14 protein-coding genes and 3 pseudogenes are annotated in these 21,721 nt (G+C 59.0%); 3 read left to right on the top strand and 14 right to left on the bottom strand.

Annotated elements, in window-relative coordinates; all coding sequences use genetic code 11:
• Positions 1-105 precede the first annotated feature (105 nt).
• The 9 genes and pseudogenes from AC57B1_RS09400 to AC57B1_RS09360 all read right to left on the bottom strand — a co-directional run.
• Positions 106-327: pseudogene (locus tag AC57B1_RS09400) on the bottom strand (transposase); the annotation flags it as partial.
• Positions 328-528: 201 nt separating this feature from the next.
• Positions 529-2,757, bottom strand: a complete 2,229-nt coding sequence (locus tag AC57B1_RS09395) for a beta-propeller fold lactonase family protein (protein ID WP_496417348.1) — start codon at positions 2,755-2,757, stop codon at positions 529-531.
• A 578-nt stretch (positions 2,758-3,335) separates the two neighbouring features.
• Positions 3,336-4,466: an IS110 family RNA-guided transposase gene (locus AC57B1_RS09390; RefSeq protein WP_244744679.1), complete on the bottom strand. Its 1,131-nt coding sequence runs from the start codon at positions 4,464-4,466 to the stop codon at positions 3,336-3,338.
• A 573-nt stretch (positions 4,467-5,039) separates the two neighbouring features.
• On the bottom strand, positions 5,040-5,996 hold the full coding sequence (locus AC57B1_RS09385) for a hypothetical protein (RefSeq protein WP_496417347.1): 957 nt from the start codon (positions 5,994-5,996) through the stop codon (positions 5,040-5,042).
• 412 nt (positions 5,997-6,408) lie between these two features.
• Positions 6,409-7,422, bottom strand: a complete 1,014-nt coding sequence (locus AC57B1_RS09380; protein WP_007176180.1) for a tyrosine-type recombinase/integrase — start codon at positions 7,420-7,422, stop codon at positions 6,409-6,411.
• Positions 7,415-8,386, bottom strand: a complete 972-nt coding sequence (locus tag AC57B1_RS09375) for a tyrosine-type recombinase/integrase (RefSeq protein ID WP_035517005.1) — start codon at positions 8,384-8,386, stop codon at positions 7,415-7,417. Before AC57B1_RS09375 ends, AC57B1_RS09380 begins: the two co-directional genes overlap by 8 nt.
• Positions 8,383-9,636, bottom strand: coding sequence for a site-specific integrase (locus AC57B1_RS09370; RefSeq protein WP_007176178.1), 1,254 nt, complete (start codon positions 9,634-9,636; stop codon positions 8,383-8,385). Before AC57B1_RS09370 ends, AC57B1_RS09375 begins: the two co-directional genes overlap by 4 nt.
• Before the next feature lie 1,079 nt (positions 9,637-10,715).
• A complete protein-coding gene (locus AC57B1_RS09365; RefSeq protein ID WP_496417346.1) occupies positions 10,716-11,957 on the bottom strand; it encodes a cation:proton antiporter in 1,242 nt (413 codons plus the stop codon).
• 140 nt (positions 11,958-12,097) lie between these two features.
• Positions 12,098-13,363 carry a DUF2254 domain-containing protein gene (locus tag AC57B1_RS09360; RefSeq protein ID WP_496417345.1) on the bottom strand — a complete coding sequence of 422 codons (1,266 nt, stop codon included), beginning with the start codon at positions 13,361-13,363 and terminating at the stop codon, positions 12,098-12,100.
• Positions 13,364-13,589: 226 nt separating this feature from the next.
• Here AC57B1_RS09360 and AC57B1_RS09355 point away from each other — a divergent pair, with 226 nt between their 5' ends.
• Positions 13,590-14,009: a hypothetical protein gene (locus AC57B1_RS09355; RefSeq protein ID WP_496417344.1), complete on the top strand. Its 420-nt coding sequence runs from the start codon at positions 13,590-13,592 to the stop codon at positions 14,007-14,009.
• A 191-nt stretch (positions 14,010-14,200) separates the two neighbouring features.
• Positions 14,201-14,497, top strand: a complete 297-nt coding sequence (locus AC57B1_RS09350; RefSeq protein ID WP_496417343.1) for a hypothetical protein — start codon at positions 14,201-14,203, stop codon at positions 14,495-14,497.
• 359 nt (positions 14,498-14,856) lie between these two features.
• On the opposite strand, the pseudogene AC57B1_RS09345 reads toward AC57B1_RS09350, so the two are convergent.
• Both AC57B1_RS09345 and AC57B1_RS09340 read right to left on the bottom strand, forming a co-directional pair.
• Positions 14,857-15,456: pseudogene (locus AC57B1_RS09345) on the bottom strand (IS6 family transposase); the annotation flags it as partial.
• A gap of 34 nt (positions 15,457-15,490) precedes the next feature.
• Entirely contained in the window at positions 15,491-15,625 is a 135-nt protein-coding gene (locus tag AC57B1_RS09340; protein WP_496417342.1) for a CGNR zinc finger domain-containing protein, read from the bottom strand.
• 1,269 nt (positions 15,626-16,894) lie between these two features.
• On the opposite strand from AC57B1_RS09340, the gene AC57B1_RS09335 reads away from it, so the two are divergent.
• Positions 16,895-17,392: a hypothetical protein gene (locus tag AC57B1_RS09335; protein ID WP_496417341.1), complete on the top strand. Its 498-nt coding sequence runs from the start codon at positions 16,895-16,897 to the stop codon at positions 17,390-17,392.
• A 347-nt stretch (positions 17,393-17,739) separates the two neighbouring features.
• On the opposite strand, the pseudogene AC57B1_RS09330 reads toward AC57B1_RS09335, so the two are convergent.
• The 3 genes and pseudogenes from AC57B1_RS09330 to AC57B1_RS09320 all read right to left on the bottom strand — a co-directional run.
• A pseudogene (locus AC57B1_RS09330) lies at positions 17,740-18,000 on the bottom strand (transporter substrate-binding protein); the annotation flags it as partial.
• Positions 18,001-18,809: 809 nt separating this feature from the next.
• Positions 18,810-19,256 (bottom strand): Fur family transcriptional regulator, encoded by a 447-nt coding sequence (locus AC57B1_RS09325; protein WP_496417340.1) that lies wholly within the window; start codon positions 19,254-19,256, stop codon positions 18,810-18,812.
• 504 nt (positions 19,257-19,760) lie between these two features.
• Positions 19,761-21,497 (bottom strand): peptidoglycan D,D-transpeptidase FtsI family protein, encoded by a 1,737-nt coding sequence (locus AC57B1_RS09320; RefSeq protein ID WP_496417339.1) that lies wholly within the window; start codon positions 21,495-21,497, stop codon positions 19,761-19,763.
• Positions 21,498-21,721 lie beyond the last annotated feature (224 nt).

Here is a 21,721-nt window from a genome sequence, read left to right as displayed (position 1 = left end):
CGGCGGTTTGTCGAGCGTCTGGTGAGGCCGCGCCTTCGCAACTTCCTTTTGTCTACGACTGAACTGATTGCGCCACCCCGGCAAGCATAGGCAGGTGTGAGACTGCGCGGCTGCAAGCTCCATCGCTCGCAGTGTCTTTGCAAATCCGTGAATCCTGATGACGCGTTCGAGGTTCTATGCCAGCACATGCAAGCTCATTTCAATCGAGACGTTCCCAAGCTTGCGCATCCGGAAGTGGGTTGAGGCCATCCAATGCTTCAGCGTGCCAAACACGTGTTCGACCGTTCGTCGCCGTATTGTCATCGCGTCAAGCTGACGATCCAGTTTGAACTTGCTGTCGTCAGTGGCTACGACCGCTTGTGCGAACAGATTCAGGTCCCGGCATATCATCACGAAGCGACGGCACACGTTGCGAATGCCGTCACCATTGGAGTGTCGTCTGACTGCATTGGGCACCTTCGACAAATCGCCGCACTGAGCCCGCCGGACTTTATGCCGGCGGGCCCAGTGCGGCCAACACAGCGCGCGTCAGGGATTGACTACGGCGAGATCGAAGGGGCGCGCGCCGACGCCGAACGGGCTGCCGGCCAGGTCCTGCAGAGCCCCGGTGGCCGGATCGATCGAAACGATCGATCCGTAGATCGCCAACGCGTTACTCACATACAGATATTTACCCGTAGGGTCGGGAACAGTGAAATTGGTGCCCGCGTTACCGTAGGCTCCGTAGCTGTCAGAGGTCAACTGGGTCAGCGCGCCAGTGGTCGCGTCGACCGAATACGTCAGCAGGTGGCCGCCGTTGCCGGTGCTGGCGAACAGCAGTTTGCCATCCGGGCTCAGGGATGCACTCTGCCAGCCCCATCCGGTGTAGTTTGCCGTGGCTGTGAATGGGCTGCCGCTCACCGGAGTCAACGCCCCGCTCGTCGCGTCGATGGCGAGTGCCGTGATGTTGGCCTCCCAGTTCACCACGTATAGCACCGTCCCAGCAGGATTGATGGTAATACCGTAGCCGCCCTGGTTGACCGCGCCGGTGTCGCTGAAGGGGCCACCGCTGATGGGGGTCAGCACTCCGGTCGTGGAGTCCACTGCGAAACCCGAGATGTCGTGACTATTCTGGTTCAGCACATACAGAAACTGGCCGCTGGGCGTAATCGCGAGGCGGGTAGGCGCCGAGCCGACTGTGTAGGGGGAGCCAACTGGGGTAAGTGCACCGTTCGTCTGGTTGATTGAATATACCGACACGCTTGGGCCGTTCGAATTGGCCACGAACAGCAGTGTGCCTGCTGGGTTTACGACCATGCCATTGGGCGAAGTCCCTGATGCAAATGGGCTGCCGGCCACTTGGGTTAGCGCGCCGGTCGTGGCATTGACGGTGTAGGCGGAAATATTGTTCGAATTGTTGTTGGCTGCGTACAGGAAAGTGCCTGCAGAGTTGGTGGTAACCCAACGCGGATAGGTACCGGCCGGAAAAACTCCACCGGCTGCAGCCCCTACGGCCCCGGTCGTATGGTTGTAGCTGTATCCCAGTATCCGGTTGTTATCGTAGTCGGGTAGGTAAATGAAACTGGTTTTGGTAGGGGTAGTCACACAACTCACGGCAACGCTCGTCACATTGCCGCTAACACCCGCGCCCGAGCCGTTGGCGACGGTGCAGGTCTGCCCGGCGGGCTGAGTGCCGATTGCGACGGCGTAGCTGCCGTTGTAAGCCACCGGCGTCGCAAAGGTGAAGCTGCCGTTGACTGTGACAGTGGTTGGATCGGCTGCATTATTAGTCAGCGTGACCTGAGTGCCGCTAGCCAGGCCCGAGACCGCGCCACTAATGGTGTAGGTATTCGCTGAGCAGGTCACGCTCACGTTCGAAATATTCGCGGTGACGCCCAGGCCCGCGCCATTGGACACGGTGCAGGTTTGTCCAGTGGGTTGGATACCGACTGTGACCGTGTAGCCGCTGTTATAGGCCACGGGTGTGCCGAATGTGAAACTGCCATTGGTCGTGACAATTGTTGGATCCGCGCCGTTGTTGCTCAGCGTGACCTGGCTGCCGGCAGCCAGGCCCGAGACCGCGCCACCGATAGCGTAGGTGTTGGTTGAACAGGTCACGCCAACGTTCGAGACATTGGCGATAACGCCAGCGCCCATACCATTGGATACCGTGCAGGTCTTCCCGGAAGGTTGCGTGCCGACGGTGATGGTGTAGGTGCTGCTGATCTCCACCGGAAACGTAAACGTGCCATCGGAGTGAATCGTGTAGGCGCTGCCGCCATTGAGCAGCAATGTCAGCGTTCCGCCTGACAGCCCGGAAACTCTGCCTCCGAGCGTGTAGGACGAGACCGAGGTGACCGAAGACTGACTGCCGATCGTCGTAGGCAACGTAACCTTGACCAGCGGACCCGCCGATGCGGGCGCTGCGATCTGCACGCTGGAAGGCGTCGGGGCGGACAAAGGATTGCCGTCAAAGAATCCGTCCAGCTCCTGGCCGTTAGCGACAAACGGTGTCGTTGTGGGATCAAATCCCGTCGTGCTCACGCCGTTGGCACTCAAGGCTTGTAGTAGCGACGCCGTCAGAATATTGGCCTTCGCCTGCAGATATTGCGTCGCGGTAATCTGCGACAGCAACGCCAGCACCTGGCCGCTCGTGGACGGAAGCGCTGCAGACGACGCCAGGCCGGCCACGTCATAGGATAGCAACGTGGTCAGCGGATCGATGTTGACCACGCCGTTGATGACGCGCGAACCCTGCGGAGGAACCGCAACGGCCATCAATGGCGCTCCGCCTGGCGTGGTGTACCCCGGCACCGTGAGTGCAGCAGATCCTGGCGCACAGTTGATATGACTCCGCTTGTCAAGAGGGGATCAGTTTTGGGTTTTGAGCTGCCATCTGAATTTCCTGAGGGCGACGTAGCAGTAAATCTCGACGGTGGATCATGCTGATATCCGCGGGTTGGTTACCGCATTACAGAAGTCCGCCCAGCGAGCCTGNATAGATCTCTCTCGCCACACCTGGAGACGGGTTTGCAGTTGAGGGGGATGCAGGAGCGCTGGACAGTTGATATGACTCCGCTTGTCAAGAGGGGATCAGTTTTGGGTTTTGAGCTGCCATCTGAATTTCCTGAGGGCGACGTAGCAGTAAATCTCGACGGTGGATCATGCTGATATCCGCGGGTTGGTTACCGCATTACAGAAGTCCGCCCAGCGAGCCTGCCGCCATCTAGTGCCGCAAGTCGAATGAAATCCGTTGCCTAACTGTCTCGCGGGTTGCTCGGGTGCCGGGCTACGCCGCCTTCAGGAAACTCTTGCTCGGGTGGTGAGGTTGATTCACGTGTTGCTCAAGGGTTGGGTTACGCCATGCGCACCTCGGGCCGTACGGCGAGCGACATGGCGAGCTGGCTGATGTCCCAGATGAAACCGGCGAGTTCACGAGCGACCGCGACCACCGCAATATTCTTCTGCTTGCCGCGCGCAACGAGCTTCCGGTAGCGCCGGCACAGGCGCACCTGCGCGTCCCAGGCGCGGTCAACGATGGGCTTGGGGATGCCTTCGTGGCGGCGCTGGATTTCGGGACTCACGCGGGCCGGGTGCTGGTAACTCCAGGCCGCTTCCACCAGCAACTTTCTTGCATAGCTGTTGCCATTCTTGGTGATGCTGCCCTGACGGCGCTTGTCGCCCGACGAGTGTTCGGACGGCGTCACCCCCAGCCAGGCCATCAGCTGGCGCGGGTGGGCGAAGCGTGACAGATCCCCGAGCTCGGCGAGCATGCCCACTGCCGTGGTGAACTGGACGCCCCGCATCGTCTGCAGGCCCAGCACGGCAGGATAGAATCGCCAGTTGACGACGGCCTCGCGCAACGCGGCCTCCAGCCGGTCGCATTGCGCCAGGCGATCCTCGATCGTGCGCCGATACTCCTCGAACGCCAGTTGCTGCCAAACGCTGTCGAAAGCATAGGCGCTCAGCCAGCGCCGGTGCGCAGGTCCCCAGTCGGCGCGGCCTGCATAGCGCACGCCATGCAGGAGCAGAAAGGCCTTCAGCCGTTGCCGGGCACGCTTAAGATCGTCCTTGGCGCTGACCCACGCGCGAGCCAGATCGCGGAATGCTTCGTCTTCCACGCTTGGCACGTACACCGCTGACAGGTCGCCGGCGCGCAGCGACCGCACCAGCTTGATCGCATCACGCCGGTCAGTCTTGACCCGATCGCCCGGCTTTTTCGGAATCAGCGACGGCGCGCACACCATGCAGTCGAATCCTTTCTGCACGAGCTGACGGTAAAGTCCATAGCCGCACGGGCCCGCCTCGTAGACGATGCGGATGTGCCGCGCCTTCGATTGCAGGCGCTTACACAGGCGATCAATATCCGTCTTCGTCGTGCCAATCTTGCCGAGCAGTTCGACCTCGCCTGTGCCCAGCGCATAGGCCACCGTGATCGAATCCTTGTGAACGTCGAGCCCTACGTACAGTGTGCTATCGTTTTCCACGCTGGCCTCCGTGATGGATATCGCCGGGTGTGGCCCTGTCCACACCGTGCGGCTCTGGCAGAAATACTAACCCGCGTTTGAGTCCTCACGGCGGGCCAGCCTCTACCTCGCGGAGTCATACTGACTAGTGGTGCTCATGGCATAGGTGCCATCGGAAGCCNGCCACCGTGATCGAATCCTTGTGAACGTCGAGCCCTACGTACAGTGTGCTATCGTTTTCCACGCTGGCCTCCGTGATGGATATCGCCGGGTGTGGCCCTGTCCACACCGTGCGGCTCTGGCAGAAATACTAACCCGCGTTTGAGTCCTCACGGCGGGCCAGCCTCTACCTCGCGGAGTCATACTGACTAGTTGCGTGCGTCGGTTCGAAATTGATCTCTGAGGTGAGTCTTTACGGAAGTGGCGAATTGCTGACGGTCACGGCACCACACAGCGGAACGGAACGGCAGCTTTCTACATCGGCGAACTCACATTTTCGACCCTTAGCTGCCTTTCGACCAGTTGCGAACTCAAAGGCGGTTCTCGAGACCAAGCGGCCGTTCATATATACGTGGATCTCGAAAATCGTAGAAATTACTTTGATGCTAGGTTCGTAATTATGGGTGAGGCACCTGGCACCGACTCCACGACATCGTCTTGCCCCATATGCTGCTCGATCAGCGCCAAAACGTTTGAGATCGGTTGATTCCAGTTGCGTTGAAGAATACTGTAAAAATAACCGATTTCCTCATCTTGTATATTTACTTTTCTTAGTGGTCCATTTTGAAATAGATAGTGAATCCACCATAGTGTGGATCGAAAATCGCCGACCACAAAATGATCCGCCTGAAAGGTAATCAATACCCGATACAGGCCGTCTAGGTAAACAATCTGGTAGTGAACCGCCGCCCCCTGCTCCTTTCTGACGCCAAACGCATAGACGCAATACTGGCTTTTACGTTTCCAAAATGAGTCGAGCAAAATTTGATCTCCCTTCAGCCCTTCAACTTCGCCGAAGATACCTACACTGTCAAGGCGGTCAAATTTTTTCAAAATTAAACATAAATCGGAATCTGCGATCACCTTTCTCTTTTCACCATCACTCAAGGTATCTTCAGATGGAAATACATCCGTGAAGCGCAAATTCAAGCCACTTGATAAATCGGAATCACGCCCTGATACGTAAAACATATAGCTATCAATTGCTTTATCGAACGTGACATTCCAAAGTCGCTCGATCTCGAAAATTAACGTCTCTACAACGGGGCGAGCCGATCGCGTATTTAGCAGCGATGCCATGAGATATTGAAATCCCCAATTTGCCATATAGCGATCTATTTTCTCGAAAAAATTCGGGGGTGCTGAACCCCTTAGCTCAGAAAGGCTCCAATCCTCCACACCGAGAGTCGTCATCTTGTTCCCGGGATATTCCAGGCCCTTGTGGTAACGCAGGCAAGACAAAACAGAATAGAAATGGCCCGCCCAGTAGCTTCTGTAGCGCACAATCGGACCGAAGCCTACAGTCTTTGCAATGCTTGACTCGTTGAACATACGCCGTGATACCTATCAATCGAGATTAACGAACGTATCATAGTGGGAAATGGTGCCGAATCAACGTCACCGTGTCGTTTTCCGCCATATCACGGCACGCGTAATCTTAGTCAGATCCGCACGACGGCATCTTGGCAAGTGGCAGTTGTCAATCCAGATCAGCTTGACAGCCATGACGTTGATGCTTTCCATCAATCGTGAACAGGAAGGTGCCGATTGGCCACTTCGGCTGGCGAAGCAGTCGCCCCTATGTCTCCGAGCTGACTCCAACGGAAGTCCGCTCTTGGCCGAACCCGGCGCGAACTTCCCTTGTCGACCCCTATGCTCAGGTCGCAACTATGCGCAGATGGTCATCGCGAGTGAGGTCGGCCCCTTGAGGGGCGCGGTCGGGGCTGGCACAACCTACGCATAGTTACAGCGTCCGCAGGAATCGAATCAACGCGTCCGGTGCCTGATACCGGCGGATCCTTGCATCGGGCGCCTCCAGCCGACCAAGCGCTTTCTCCTTCATCGCGAGGTCGGCTTCAACGTAGCGATGGGTTGTCATCGGGCTCTCGTGGCCGAGCCACAAGGCGATTACGTTGAATGGAACGTCAGCCTGCAACAGGTGCATCGCGGTTGTATGTCTCAAGATGTGCGGTGAGATGCGCTTCTTAAGAAGGCTGGGTTGTTCCACACTCGCGCGGCTCACAGCAAGATCCAGGCGTTGCGCGACGTTGGAGCGCGACATCGCCTGCCCATCCCGGTTGGGCAGCAAAGCGGCTTCGCCGCGCATCGCTGAATTCGATCGCAACCAACTGCGAATTTCGGCGACGGTGGCGTCCCATAGGGGAATCGATCGAAGCTTGCGCCCTTTGCCGCGCAGATGCACACACGCTGCACCGTCGAGGACCACATCGACGACCCGTACTCCGATAATCTCGGAAACACGCGCCCCCGTGTTGTAGAGCATTGTCAGTAGCAAGTGATCGCGTCGCGAGGACCAACTCTCGCCCGGCTGGCCGAGTACGGCCACCATCTCCGCACGCGTGAGGTAGTTCAGCATCGGCCGCTCGAAACGCTTCATCGGCACTGCCAGTGCGCGCTCGACGCAGTGCAACGACGCCACGTCGCGGCGGCCGGCGAACTTCAGGAACGCGCGCAGTGCGGTGAGCCGCAAGTTGCGGCTGCGAACCGAGTTCTTCCGATCCTGCTCCAGATAGTCAAGGAAGGCCAGAATCAGATTGGGTTGGATGTCGGCCAGCCGCATCGTGGTCGGCTCTTTGCCGAGCTGACGGCAGGCGAAGTGCAGAAACAGCAGCAAGGCATCGCGGTAACAGGCCACTGTCTGCGGACTGAGCGCCCGCTGCGCGACCAGGTATTCCGTAAAGAATGTCTGGACCAGCGCAGCGAACGATGGCTGCTTAGGGGCTAGTGTCTCACGCATCTTGCACCTCCCACTTGGCCGTAGACGACTCGAAACGTACGGCGGCCAGCGCCATCAACTCGGGCACCGCCGAGAGGTACCAGTAGGTGTTGGTAACCATCGTATGTCCCACGTAGGTCGACAGCGACAGCATGGCCTGATCAATGTCTACGCCGTGGGCCTGCCACTCCACAATGCGGCGCACGACGAAGGTATGCCGCAGGTCATGAATGCGTGGGGCATGGTGCGCTCCGCGGTTGGCCCAGCCTAGCTGCTGGCTTAGGTCGCGGAAGACGCGATGCACTTGACGCACGCCGAGTGGCAGACCTCGTCGTCGACCGCGGGTGCCGACGAAGAATGGGCCATCTTCCGCCGGCGTCCCCTCAGTCAAGTCGCGCTGCAAGCAATACCGGCGCAAGCAACCCACGGTGCTTGGGTGCATAGGAACCTGGCGCGACTTGCCGAACTTGGTCCGACGGATGGTCAGCATCCCGTCCTTGAGATCAACATCGTCGTTGCACAGCGCCAGCGCCTCGCCGATCCGCAGCCCCGTGGCGGCGATCAATCCAAACAGCGTTTCGTAGACGGCGCCGCGGAGCGCCGGCGAAGGCCCAAGTCGGCGCGAGCGAGCAAGTAGGTCGACTATCTCTTCTTCGCTGAAGATGTGGGGCGCTTGCCGCTGCGGCAACCGTCCGAAGATCGAATCGTCGGGTACCTCGGTGCGTGGCTCGAACTGCTGCAGCCAGCGCAGGAACGTGCGCAGCCTCTTCAGCCGTCGCGCCCAGGTCCGTGGGTCATTGCCTTCGCGGCGGTCGCTTCGGGCCCAAGCGGCCATGAGTTCCACCGTTAAGGCGCCGCGATGACCGGCAGCGTGGACATGGCGCGCGAAGCTGCGCAGGACGTAGCCGTCATCGGAGAATCCCAGTTGGCGACGCTCGACTAGAAACTGTTCGACGCGTGCTTGCATAGAGGTCGGCGTGCTCATGCTGCGCTCCCCGGCCATGGCAGCGCGACCTCGACCAACTTGCGACTGTCGAGCTTGGCATAGATCAGAGTCGTGTTCAGCGAGCGGTGACGCAGGACGTCCGCGACTTCCTTCAGCGAGGAGCCACTGGCTAGCAAGCGGTTCGCCATCGTGTGGCGCAGCAGATGCGAGCGTGTGTAAGGAAGGCCGGCGCGGGTGAAGGCTTGGCGGATCGTCTTGCGGACGAGATCGGTGCCGGCAGGTTGGTCGCGCGGCGCAATATGGCGGACAAAGATGGCCCGATTGGAAGTCTTGGGACGCTCCTGCTCAAGGTAGGCCGCGATGGCTTCGCCGGTAGTGGCGGGTAGCGGCAGCATATCCTCGCGGCGTCCCTTGGTGTGCCGCAAGACGAGCGTACCGGCTTGCCAGTCGATATCGTCTAGGCTGAGACGGGCGATCTCGCCGCTGCGCAGTCCGAGGTCGAGCGCACATCGCACGATGGCGTCGGCTCGTCTCATCGAGCGGCCCTGTTGGTCGAGCGATCTGATCAACCGTTCGACCTCTTCCGCCGTCAGCGACTTGGGCAACGAGGACAGCGACCAGTTAACAGGATAGGACACCGCGCCAATCAGTCCGTGGACAAGATCGCCGAGCGAGGCGCGATAGCGAAAGTAGCCCCGCAGAGATGCCACGACCGACCCAGCATTCGCCGGTTTGCTGTAGAGCTTCGCTTGACCGGCAAAGAAACGCCGAACGTGCTCGGGTTTGATTGCGGCGACGTCTACGGCACCCTTGCCGAAACGAGCCGTCAGCAACCGTCCGACGATGCGCAAAGCTATGCTCCGCGTCTTAGGCGCCAGGCCGCGCACGTGATCCATGTACTCGTCGTAGCGGCGCAGTTCCTCATCTACCGGTGTCGCGCGGTTTGCGGGCACCGCGATGACGCCCTGCGCGCGCAACACTACGAGCAGATGTCCTAGCGCTGCACTGTGGTCACCCCGATCGCGTCGGATGGGGCCGGGGCATTCGCACTGCGGCAAATGCTCGTCGAGAAACTCAGCGATCAACACTTCGTCGATCCCTTGCCGCCGACGGTGCCCGAAATGCGCCCATCGGGCGAAATGCGTGATGCAGCGAAGATAGGTAACAACCGTCTTTGCAGCGTACCGGCGTTGGTTCAGGTACTGCTTGAACGCACCAACGCATGGCCCGATCGGCCCGTCGGGGAAAAGGTCTATGTCAGCGAGGTGGGAACGGCGAACGATGCCCATGATGATCTCCAGAAGTGGGACCACCACTGCATCCTCAGACACAAACTATGTCCAGATCTTTACGCGTTCGACTTGCCCACACTCCGCCATGATTGGGGCGGCGTCATCGGCCGCCGACCATCTGTGCATAGTTGCGACCTGAGCATAGGGGTCGACAAGAGCCGGTCGTCGTCGGCCTCTGTTCGGCCAAGAAGCGCCATCGCCGGTTAGCCGACGCGCCCGAAAGCGGGCAGTTATGTCTGGCGATTCTCAAGAAATAGATGGAACTAAATGAGGGCGGCGACATGAACCTTTACTTCGATAACAACGTGTTGCCGCGACTTGATCCGGGCGGGCGTCAATCCTGTCGTGGCGCTGGCAGGCAGCGAATCCGTTTTGTCGGTGACGCCAGATCTGGCGGAAGAGTACCGGCAGGCCATCGAAAACGAGCGAGTCCCTCTGGCCGAGAAGGAGTTGTGTCGGGCGCTTCAACCTCACTGTCCAGCCTGGTGCGAAATCGCTGTCCAGCTTGCCGTGAAATCCGTGTCCAGCTTCGTGTGAAAAGCCTGTCCAGCTTGCCGCGAAATCCGTTCTGAGCCCACTTGGCAAAGATGTCCGCGTCGCCGTGCCCAACTCCTTCGACGTACACGTGCCGAGTCTGAATTGCGGCTGCTCGCGAGGACCGTTACACCGACTAGGTTGAACAACCGCCGGACCCGGGACCAGGGGATCCGGGCCGCAATCGGTGCATTGGATATCAGGCACGCGCAGTGAGCATGGACGCTTGACGGCAAGCATCGGTATGGCGAGCTGGATGCCTGTCGTGATGACGATGTAACAGTTGTGATCAGCGCCGCAGACGTGGCACTGTATAGCACGAAGGGGGATGGCAGAAACCGGGGCGCCGCCTTTCATGAGCTTCAGGCATGAACCGTGTCATAAGAGGCGAGAACGCTTGAACATCGAGCCAGACGCCTCAACCCTGGTCTTCTGGGCTGTGGCGCAATAGCGACCAGCGAACCGGTAGAGCGGCGGCCTGACGTATTTGACGGCTCTCAATGAGCAAACCGAAGAGTCCGCGTTGACTGCTTCGACAGGGGCTACGCTTTTAACCCGACGGCGCGACGAACAACGCGCCCAACCGTGAGTCCCTGACCCAGGATCGAGGCTACGACGACGCAGTATGTCAGAGCGAGAACTACATCCCGCTCGGCCCCTGACGGAATTGACAGGGCCAGTGCGACCGAAATGCCGCCGCGCAAGCCGCCCCAGGTGAGCACAAGCCAGGAGCCGGCAGGCAGACGTACGGCACGACCGAGAACCGCGACCGGCAGCCCCACCGTTAACAGGCGGGCAAGCAAGGCTACAACAGCGGCCGCGACGCCTGCCAGGAGGATTCTACCGTCAAAGGAAATCGACAATACCTCCATGCCGATCAGCACAAAAAGCACCGCATTGAGAATCTCATCAACCAACTCCCAGAACATGTCGACGTAGCGGAGCGTCGTGTCCGACATCGCGTGCGCCCGAGCGCGGTTACCTGTCATTACGCCCGCTACTACCATGGCAAGCGGCCCTGAAACGTGAAGGTGGCTGGCGAGAGCATAGCCTCCGATGACTGATGCCAGTGTAAGCAGCACTTCGACCTGATAGTTATCGACGCTCTTGAGCAACCGGTATGTCACGTACCCGAGTACCCAGCCAAACGCCAGACCGCCGCCAGCTTCCCGAACCATTGTAATCAATCCCGTTTCCACCGACGGCACGGAACCACTGGCTGCCATCGCAAGCAGCAACGAGAACAGGACGACCCCCACACCGTCGTTGAACAGCGACTCACCGGTAATGACCACCTCCAGACTCGCAGGCGCGCCGGCGGACTTCAGGATGCCCATGACAGCGACCGGATCGGTCGGTGAGATCAGTGCGCCAAACAGCAGGCAGTAGGACAGCCCAAGTCCAACGCCAAACACTGGTAGCAGGATCCAAAGCGAGAAGCCGACGATCAGCGTGGACGCGATGGTGCTTAGCACTGCCAGCGCAAGAATCTGCTTGCGAAACGACTTGAGCTTACCCAGATCAACGTGCATCGCTCCCGCGAAGAGCAGCAGCGATAACATGCCCTGCAATAGCACCTCCCCAAAATGGATCGAGTGCACCAGGCTTTCTTCAGCGGCGCGTAATCCGTGCGCGACGCCCAGTTCATCCAGCCCGATAATTGCAAGCGAAAGGCCGAGTGCCGTTGCCATGACGCCGATTGTCGTGGGAAGGCCAAGGAACCGATGGTTCAGATATGCAAGCAGGGCGGTGAAGACCAGACAGATGGCAGCTATGTCAAACATTGAGAATCCGCTTCGAGGAGAGAGGTGGTCGGAGTTTCGCGGTGACGAACCACAGCCTTCGCCGAACGCGACGGTGGATCGACCGACAGAAAATCGGTGCGAATCGCGAAGCAGATGCTGCGGCTAACGTGCGCGCCTGGTTACGGTGCAGTCCTGCCGACCTTGAATGCCAGCAGGCGCAGCACCTCTTTGTCTTCCTCCAGTTGCAACGCGAGTTCCGCCCGTCTTAACGCAAGGTCTGAATGTCTTTGAGCGGCAGCCTGATAGCCCGCGCTATCCAGCCGCCCGAGCGACTCGAGTGCCTTCTGCAGTCGCATCCCCACTTCCACGAGTCCTGCACCGTCGCGGGCGATGGGGCCGAAAAAGTCGTCGAACAGATCGTCCAGCTTCAGGCCGGGGACAAAAATCCGGTCACAGTCTACCTGGGCCTCAGCCCTCACCTCGCTTGATTGCGCCCAGATCGAAAGTATCCGCACGCCCCGGCCGATCACATCGATGGCTGTACCCGGGTCGTTCACAGCCGGCGACAGCGCACGCGACGCGATCTCTGTAAGCACAGAGATGCCGAACCTGGGATCCTGGTCAAACGACCGGCGTACGCCAATCGAAAACGCGGCCCGAACCTGCTCGTCATCGACAGCCTCAGTGCTCACGACGCTTGCCAGAACAGTCTGCGGATCGACAAACGAACCCGGAATCGCCTGTACATATATCGCACTGTTTTCGTGGGCAGTCAGGCTGGCCAGTGCCGGCATATCGACATGCATGACATAACCTACGCTGCACGCATGGATCGCTTTCGCAATTGGGGGCACGTCGCGGTCATCGAGAAGCCGATTACCTCCAAGAAACGGTCGCCTCGCCCGATCTTCCAGCGCCGCAATCGCCGCCGCCTCGACACGATCAGTGGTTTCGCCCAGCCGCCCAAGACGGGCAAGGTGGTCGATCCACCGTAACAACGTGTAGACGATCAGTGCGATTACGCAGATCGTAACCGCGAACATCACGACCCTTCCGTTGTTCCCATATAGCCCGGTGCTGAGCGCGATGATCCCGACAAGACTGAACAGGAATGAACCGACGAAGGTCGCCAGAACATTCTGCGTGGTCGCGTCTTCAACGAGAAGAGGCGTCGCACGCGGTGTAACGTTATTCGTTGCCGATCCGTAGGCTGAAACCATGATATTCAGCGAAAACGTTGTCGTTGCAAGCATGCTCGACGCGATGATGCTGAGGATATTGTCGACTGCGTCAGCCCCAATATGTGCCGACAGGCTCTCCGGAATGTATCCCTTGATACCGAGGGCAAGCAACGCAGTTGCCACGCCGAGAACGGATAAAAGGCCCGCACGAAACCACAGGCGCCTGGTGATGCGCTTCAGTACCCATTGCCATCGTCCAATCATCGGCTCCTCCGTCCAAAGTAAGATCCCCTGTCCAAACGCTTCGTGCAACCCCATGTATAACGCGGCGAGAAACAGAAAATGTCCTCCGATCCGGATTGCACCCGGTGTCCGGCGGGTCTACGCTGAAAGAAGCGTTATGGGATTGTAAGTTTTGTTGAGGCGTCCCGCAGCGGTGTTTCACGGCCGCTTCTTGAACCTCATTCGCCTCTACCGGCAGGAGCAATCAATGAGACTCAAGAAACCGCTTGTCGCGATCGCATACGCCGCGCTCGCCATTGCTGTCACAAGCACAGCCTTTTCGGAGGAAACCAGCCACGCGCTCGACTCCCAGGTTACCGCGTCTGGCGTGAAGTATGTCTTTGGCGGCATAGGTGCAGGGTCGCAGCAAGCAATGGAGCGCGTACGCGAGGACTACAACCTCTGGCTGACGTTTGCCCGTCCGGGTTGGGGTGAGTACCTCTCGGACGTGCGGGTACTGTCCGGGAACAGCAGCGGCGAAGCGGCGCTCGACGTCGTCTCGCATGGGCCGCTTTTCTTCGCCCGGTTACCTGCCGGCAAACACCGCATAAAGGCCGATTTCGAGGGTAAAGCCCAAGTGAGACCGGTAACGATCCGCAAAGGGCATTCCCGGGGACTCATTTTCTAGTTCGCGAAGTGATGGGCTGATTGGATTTTCCGGTAGCCGCTTGCGGCATTGATGATTTACCCCGCTAGCGAATGCACGCCCGGAGGGCGATATGAAAACTCAGGACAATAATGATAGGCGTTTGCCTAGCGGGGCTTGCTTTTTTCGCACTGCTGAACTGGTCGACATTCTCGCGTCCGACGACGCTTAACGTGGTCGTGGCAAGCGTTGATGCACCGTTGGGCGTCATTCTCCTGATCGCAATCGGCGTGCTGACCCTGATCTACGCGGTAAGCCTGGCAAGGCTGAAAGTTGCCACGCTCATCGAAGTCCGACGCATGACGAAGGACCGGGATCATGTGCGCAGAATCGCCGATCAGACTGAGGAGTCGCGCATTCAGGAACTGCAGGACTTCCTGAAGCGGGAGCTTCCGAGAATGGATGTCAAGCTGGAGGCACTGCTCGATGCCGCAAGGCAGCAGACGGCTTCGACCCACATTTCGCATTGACAAATCCCGTCTGTTTGCCGGAATGACCGCTCGCCGATTTTCCACCGGTCTGTTCCGGTCGGGATCTGCTGATTGCGTCAGTCGCCACGCGCCCGGACATCCCGGAGAACTACGTTGCGTTGCGTGCTGTCCTCGTCTGGCTGCTCGCCCTACGCACGAGCAGCAGAGTGACCCTGACCCGCCGGAGGACGCATTCCGCCATGCTTCCCGGGAAAACGTTCGATGCCGGTCCCGCCCGTGCGTACCCATGACCATGAGATCGGCACCGGAGGATTCGACGTTCTCGAGGAGAATCGTGGGCTTTGTCGCGGTAAGGATCGACGGATCAGCGAAATCCATATTTGAAATACTGCTTTTATTGCGAGGTTGTAGAATTGATCAGCGGCGGACAGACGGGCTCCGCGAGCAAACTTCAGCTGTCCTTTCGCGATCACGTGCATCAGCTCGATGCCGGCCACAAGGATCCGGGCACAGCGAAAATTCTTGTATCACAACATGGGCCGCATTCGTCGCCTGATCGTCCGATGGTCCTGCTCGACCAGATTATCGAGATATTTCGAGTGGCGGAACTTGATGGGCGTTTCACGATTGGCATTGATCGCTTCGAGCGCGGCAAGATTGGAGTCGCTTTTGTCGATGGTCACCGTCTCGGGTGCCCCATTCTGGGCGATCGATTTCTCAAAGTGACGCCGGGCTGCAGTCTTGTCCTGTTGGGCGCGTAGTAGAAAGTCGATGGTGTTGCCGTCCTTGTCGACGGCCGGTAAAGATATCGCCATTTGCCCTTGACGCACATGTACGTCTCGTCCATTCGCCAGCTCTTGCCAACCGGCCGTTCGCGGATGCGAAACCAGCACTGGCAGCAGCTTGATGACCTAGCGGTGCACAATCGAATCATCGACCGAAACGCCGAGCTCAGCCATCATGTCTTCGAGGTTCCGCAGGCTAAGCGGATAGGCTACCTACCAGCGCATTGAGCTTTCAGTTTTGCGTCTTTCAGTACATCATATTGGAACGCCTTACTGCGACAGAGCCGTCAGATTTTCTGTGGTAATGCCGATGCGCCTTGGCGCGGTCGCCGCAGGACGACGTCGAACACCAACGTCGGCTTCCATTCTTGCTGTCGCCCACGAACAGCTATTTACATAGATTGTTCGCGCAACACTTGAGCTTGCCAACGTGTGTGCCGCCAATCAGATCCGTGGTTGACCAGAGCACTGGGCTCAACAGTGCCGGCCAGGTCGCGGTGAGTTCCGTCAACGACCCACTCATACCGCCCGGCGGCACAGGACAACTCACTACGGGGCGTCGCACCGATGAGGTATTCGCACAGTGCCGTGGACCTCTTTTGTCTGGCTCCCTGCCTTCCGCCTTGGCCAAATAAAAGCCGGTATAGCGTCTCGCGTAAGGCGATCACGGCTGTTAGTGCTAGCCTGTAAGCGGTCGTCGGCCTCTATGCATATGGCGGTCAGTGCGTCGCTTGGGGGCGGCACGAGCGTCCTATTAGGCGCGTTGACGCCAGCGGTAGCGACAACGCTCGCTTTTCTTGCCCTTAACGAGCGCCCGTCAGGATTGACGATTGGAGCTATTGTGCTGGTCACGGCTGCTGTGACATGTGCGAGTTGGAGCGGCGCCACTCGACGGAGAACTTCCTTGCCTGTTGGCCAACAACGGAACAAACATTGATGTGCGGTCCCACGCCTAGACTTGCATGGCTGGCCGGGTGATATTGATCGAGCTTGGTGAAAGCACCCTTGTCACGCCGGACTATCGCCTCCACTACCTGTAACGATCGCAAGTCGTCGCGCGCATCAGAATGCGGGCTATCTGTCGGCTATTGCCGGCGCTTCATCCGGTCATCGTGACCTCACGGCTGTCCTTCTCATCTACGGCTTCGGTGCGTGCCAGCTCGGGCCGATCCACCAGAAAACTTTCGGCCCGCCAAAGGGGCAACCTGCTCCGGGTTTTTTCAGCGCCCAGCACAGCGTATGGTCCTCCGGTTGAGTGGCGCCGGTACGGACGACAAAGCGATGTAGCGACAGAGGAGACGCTCTGCTTCCGAAAATGAAGCACTGCGGCGTCGGTTGATCGTCGCCACCAGCGCATACCTGCCGCTAATTGTGTCCTAATAATCAGGCGGCATGCTCAAAGAGCATATATTCCACCGCGTTCGCTGAACGCAGCCATCCGGCAGGTCGACGACCGGCCTCCGGTCAGCCATGCCCATGGGCTGCCAACATACCGTTGCGCGGCGGGCTGTATCGACGCTCAGCTACACATTTTCCCGCGATGAAAAATTTGCAGATGCCGACAAGCGAACTGGCACTTTGCTGGCGCCCTCCGTCAGCTACGCCCGCGGCGGCCGGCGCGTCATGCACCAAGAACTGGAGAACGGAGACCATGACACCCTACAATATTATGATTGTGACTCTGGACAGTCACCACGTTGTCAGGCATGTTTTTCGAGAACTGATCGACGCCGGCATCGATGTCCGAACCTATAGTGTCATCGGAAAGGACGAGGCCAATTATCTGGGGCAACAACTGGACACCAGTAGCACCTTATCGGACGATCTGGCGCATGTCCTGCCCGACCGGGCGGCCTTGCCTCTTTCCGTCATCGGGTGCATCTTCGTGCTTGGGCATCTTGTCAGCATGCTCGATTCAGTAGTGGAGACCATGCCTGACCGTGAAAGCCCGGATCAAGGTCTCTCGCTCCTTGGAGCGGCACTATTTCACTACGGACTTTCGACAAAGAGTGCGGCCGATTGCGAAGCAGCCGTGAGTACCAATCGAGTGCTCCTCATTGGCTACGGGGCGATGGCAGAAATCGTGCATGCAGGTTCGATACTACGGGCGGCTATACCTCGAGACATCGTCATGTATGAGGGCGTATAAGGTCTGGAGCCGTCCAATGCGATGATCTCGCCCCGCGCGGAACCTCGGACTTTTCACACAGGGCAAGTGAGTCAATCGCAAAAGCCCAAACACGCAGCGGGCCCCGCAGCGTTGACCGCCATGCACGACAACGCGGACGCGTCACGCCTGCTTCAAAATCCACCGGCGTAGGACTCGTTCTCGCTGGCGGGCCGCCGTACCACTCACTCTTCGACGCCGGCCTGGCGTCAGGCGATACCCTCTCCATGATCGATCCGCAGATCGTGGCGTAGTGCACAAGCCGGTCGATCCCGGTAGCGATCATGCCGGCGTCCCGGAAGACGTCAGCCACCACGCAGCATGGCCAGTCAGGCGGCTCTCCGGCGGCACAGAAAGTCCGAAATCTTCGACACCACATCGGGCTTGCCCTTGACGCCAGACATGTACGGACTCCATGGCTGTGCGCGGACCGTCGTCCTGGAGCGCCATACGACGTTAAACTGGCCATCGGCGCGCACCTCGCCGATCACCACCGGTTTTCACAAATGATGGTTGCCGTCCATTTTTAGCGTGTTTCCGCTCGGCGCGGCGAACTGCTTCCCGATCATCGCAACACGTACCTCGGCTATCAGAGCGAGTGACAGCGCAACCGTCACGGGCAGGACGATGATAAACAAACCCGTCCTGGGATTTCCCTTCGCTCCTGCGTCTGAGCTCCTCCGGGTCGCGAGTCTGGTAATCCGCCAGCCTCAACTTCGTCTAATCAACGAGCGCAGCTTTAATGCCCGCGCTTGACGACGCATTCGTCAGATCTGCCCTGCGTACTCTGTACCCACCGCATTCGCTTCCTTTTCTTCCAGATTTTTTCGCGTGTCGTAACGATTAACCGCCATCGAAAGGCAAAATCCATGAGCAATCCGGCAACGTGAGAGTCGATGTCTGGACGAGATTGAAATCCTCCCGCTCCTTATCGGTGAGCACAGCGATTCTTCTCAGGACGAACGCTCCGACCGCTACTGCAGCGGCGAAGAGTGTGAGAAGAGCTACAAACACAACGGCTGGGTAATCAACGAATGCTGCCAAACAGGGTCTCCGGACCGGCTGTCTGCGAATCACAAAGCCATCTGCCCGCCAGGACAATCAATCAGCATGCTGGGGCGGCCGCATCTTCGACCAGGCATCCGCCGCGGGGTTTTCCACACAACAAAGGCTTAGTCACACGAAGCGGGCGCGCGTCGCCGTCCACCGGTCCCGATCGGAAAACTCTCCGTCTGAGCGCTTAAGTTTCGCTTAATTCTTAACTACCACGCTGTGGGGAGAATTCCCCCCTGTTCGCCGCCAGAGTCTTGGCGGCTCTTTTTGTCGCGTCCAAATCTGGCAAGACACAGGGTGACGCTCATAGGAAAGGGGACCGCGCACCGAGACACGATTTCCGCTGTTACACTCCAGTTTCCCGGCTATCCCGAGCCCTGCGCTTGCGGCATTCGGCGCAGAAACCGAACAGAACCAGTGGGCGTCCCGAAAGTTCGAATCCGAAATCCCCTGCGATTTCCCGCTGTCGCATTTCAATCCCGGCGTCGAAAAATTCGCGGACATCGCCACACACGGAACACACGAGGTGGTCATGCCGGTGGCCGTCATTCAGTTCGTATGCCAGCCGACCGTCTGCCATGATCACGCCAGATAACAGCTGCGCGCTGGTGAGTTGGCTAAGCGCCCAGTAGACGCTCGCGAGGCTTACGTTGCGTGTCGTCTCATTAAGTCGCTTGTAGACCTCCTCGGCGCCGAAGTGATGATGAATGTGCTGCTGAAACAACTCCAGCACAACAACGCGTGGAAGCGTCGGCCGCAGTCCGACCCTCTCCAGGATCTGGGGGATGTTCATCGGTCTTGTAGCATTAAAACCTTCGTTGCGGGGAGCAGAGTTTTCCCCGGTCCGTCAAGAGAGCGACGCGTCGACCGGGGACCGAATTCGTGGCAACGAGGCGTGAACAGCCGATCATAGTGGACGTCCCCCCGCAAAACACGCCCTGGCTGTTCGCTACATCTCCGTGGATAATTGGAAACCTCGCATATGACGGGCCGTTTGTCGACAACTGTCTGCAATTATGAAGTAGACAAGAATTGCCTCCACTCAGATTCGCATTACGTGCCAATCCGCGTTTCGTTCGAATTTCATCGGACGCGGGTGTCAAAGCGCCTCTTGCCGATTCTCACCCTAGGTAACAGGCAGGGTTTGACCGTCCCTGGAGACAGGTTGGCAGACGCGTGAGATGGCAATACAACTGCGCCCGTATGAAAGGGCTATGTGACCGAAAGCACGTGTTTTCTTCAGGTTGACGCCTACTGCCGTCTGGACAAGGCCGATGGCTACTGCTGGCCCTTAACCTCAGGTGGTGGGATCTAAGCGGTCCTGCACAAACCGCGTCCCTGGGTTATCTGGGGTCACGCCCAGCAAGCTCATTATTCGGGATCCGATATCCGAAAAAACCGGCCCGGCAGCGGCCCCGCCAAAATGTGAGCCGTGCCGGGGCCGGTCAATCGAAACCGCGATCACGACTTTCGGATGCTGCGCCGGCACGATTCCGACAAACGATGCCCGAAACTGGCTGTGGTCGTAACCGTGCGCGGTCCAGCGATAGGCAGTGCCGGTCTTGCCTGCTGCGGTATAGCCCGGCACTGCCGCCTGCGGCGCGGTACCGTCGTCGGACACCACAGATTCAAGCATGGTGAGCACCTGCGCTGCGACGCGCGGTGAAAAAACTCTCTTTCCGGAGACCAGCGGCCCGCGTCGCGCATGGATCGTCGCAGGCACGAACACACCGTCGTTACCAAACACCGTGTACATTTGCGCGAGCTGCAGCAGCGACGCCGAAAGGCCGTATCCATAGGCCATCGTCGCCTGCTCAATGCGCCGCCAGTTCTGATAGGGACGCAACGTTCCGGCTGCGGCGCCGGGCAGCCCCGCTCGCGGTGGTCGGCCCAGACCCACCGCGCGGAAATTGATCCACATATCGTGCGGCTTCATCAGCAGCGCTATTTTTGTCGTGCCCACGTTGCTAGATTTCTGCACGACGCCGCTTACGGTCAGGGTCCCAAAATTCCTGTCGTCGTGAATCACTGCGCCGTCGAGCCGCAGCCGTCCTCCGTTGGTGGGTACGATCGAACGGGGCGATACGTCGTTGCGTTGCAGCGCCAGCGCGATCGTCACCGGTTTCATCACCGAGCCGGGTTCAAAAACGTCTGTGACCGCGCGATTGCGTATCGCGTCGCCCGCGCCCCTTCCACCGTTCGGATCGAAACTCGGCCAGTTCGCCATTGCCAGAATCTCGCCGGTGTGTACATCAAGCACGATGGCAGAGCCCGAATGGGCATGGGTACGTTCGACTGCTTCACGCAGTGCCCTGAACGTCGCGAACTGTATCGGCTGGTCGATGCTCAGCGTTACGTCATCGCCAGCGATGGGAGGCTGCAGCGCAAGTGTTTCGATCACCTGCCCCCGGGCATTTCGGAGGACGCGACGGCTGCCATTGTGACCGGTGAGGAGACGGTTATCGACCTTTTCAATACCCTCAAGGCCGTTACCGTCGACACCTGCAAATCCGGTAACCTGCGCCACGATGCTGCCTTCCGGATAATATCGCCGGTAGTCCGGCTGGGTATAAACGCCGGGCACATTGAGAAGCATCGTGCGCTGCGCAACATCGACAGGGACTCGTCGCTTCAGATAGACAAACGATTTATGTGAGGCCGCGATCGCCGCGATGCGATCCGCGTCAATGTCAAGTAACCTGCCCAATGCGCGCGACTGGCCGGCTGAGACAGTACCCGCACCGTCAGCATCCATCCACAACGCGCGCGTGGGCAGGCTGACTGCCAACGCGCGCCCGTCCCGATCGAGAATGCGGCCACGCATTGCATGAATGCCGAACTCGCGCACCTGACGCAGTTCACCCTGTTTCCGGTAGAACCCGTCATTGATGCCTTGCACCCACACCGCCCGGCCAGTGAGGACGAAGAACCCTAATGCAAAGGCCGCACCGACAGCGCGGGAGCGCCACCGGGGCAGCACGTGCCGTCTGGTGGAGAAGGTGGAAAATCTGTCAGATTTCGGGTGAAAATCCATTGAGTAAATTCTGGGGAAAGGTGACCTTCGGCGCCTTCGCGGGAATAGACGTTAGCAATTGCGAAATTACATCAGGGCACGGGCGCCGCTGAATGCCAGCACAAACATACTGCAGCGGATGATTGCTAGAGGCAACCTTTGACAAACGACATATAGATGTGATCGGTGGAACGCTTCTGGAAGAACTGGACATGTGTGCGACCCGTTGCCTGAAAGACGCTGAC

The organism is Paraburkholderia sp. BGA-UO-ETr-F21, assembly GCF_059567925.1.
Note: the sequence above shows the minus strand (reverse complement) of the source record. Positions and strands in the feature narration are given on the sequence as shown.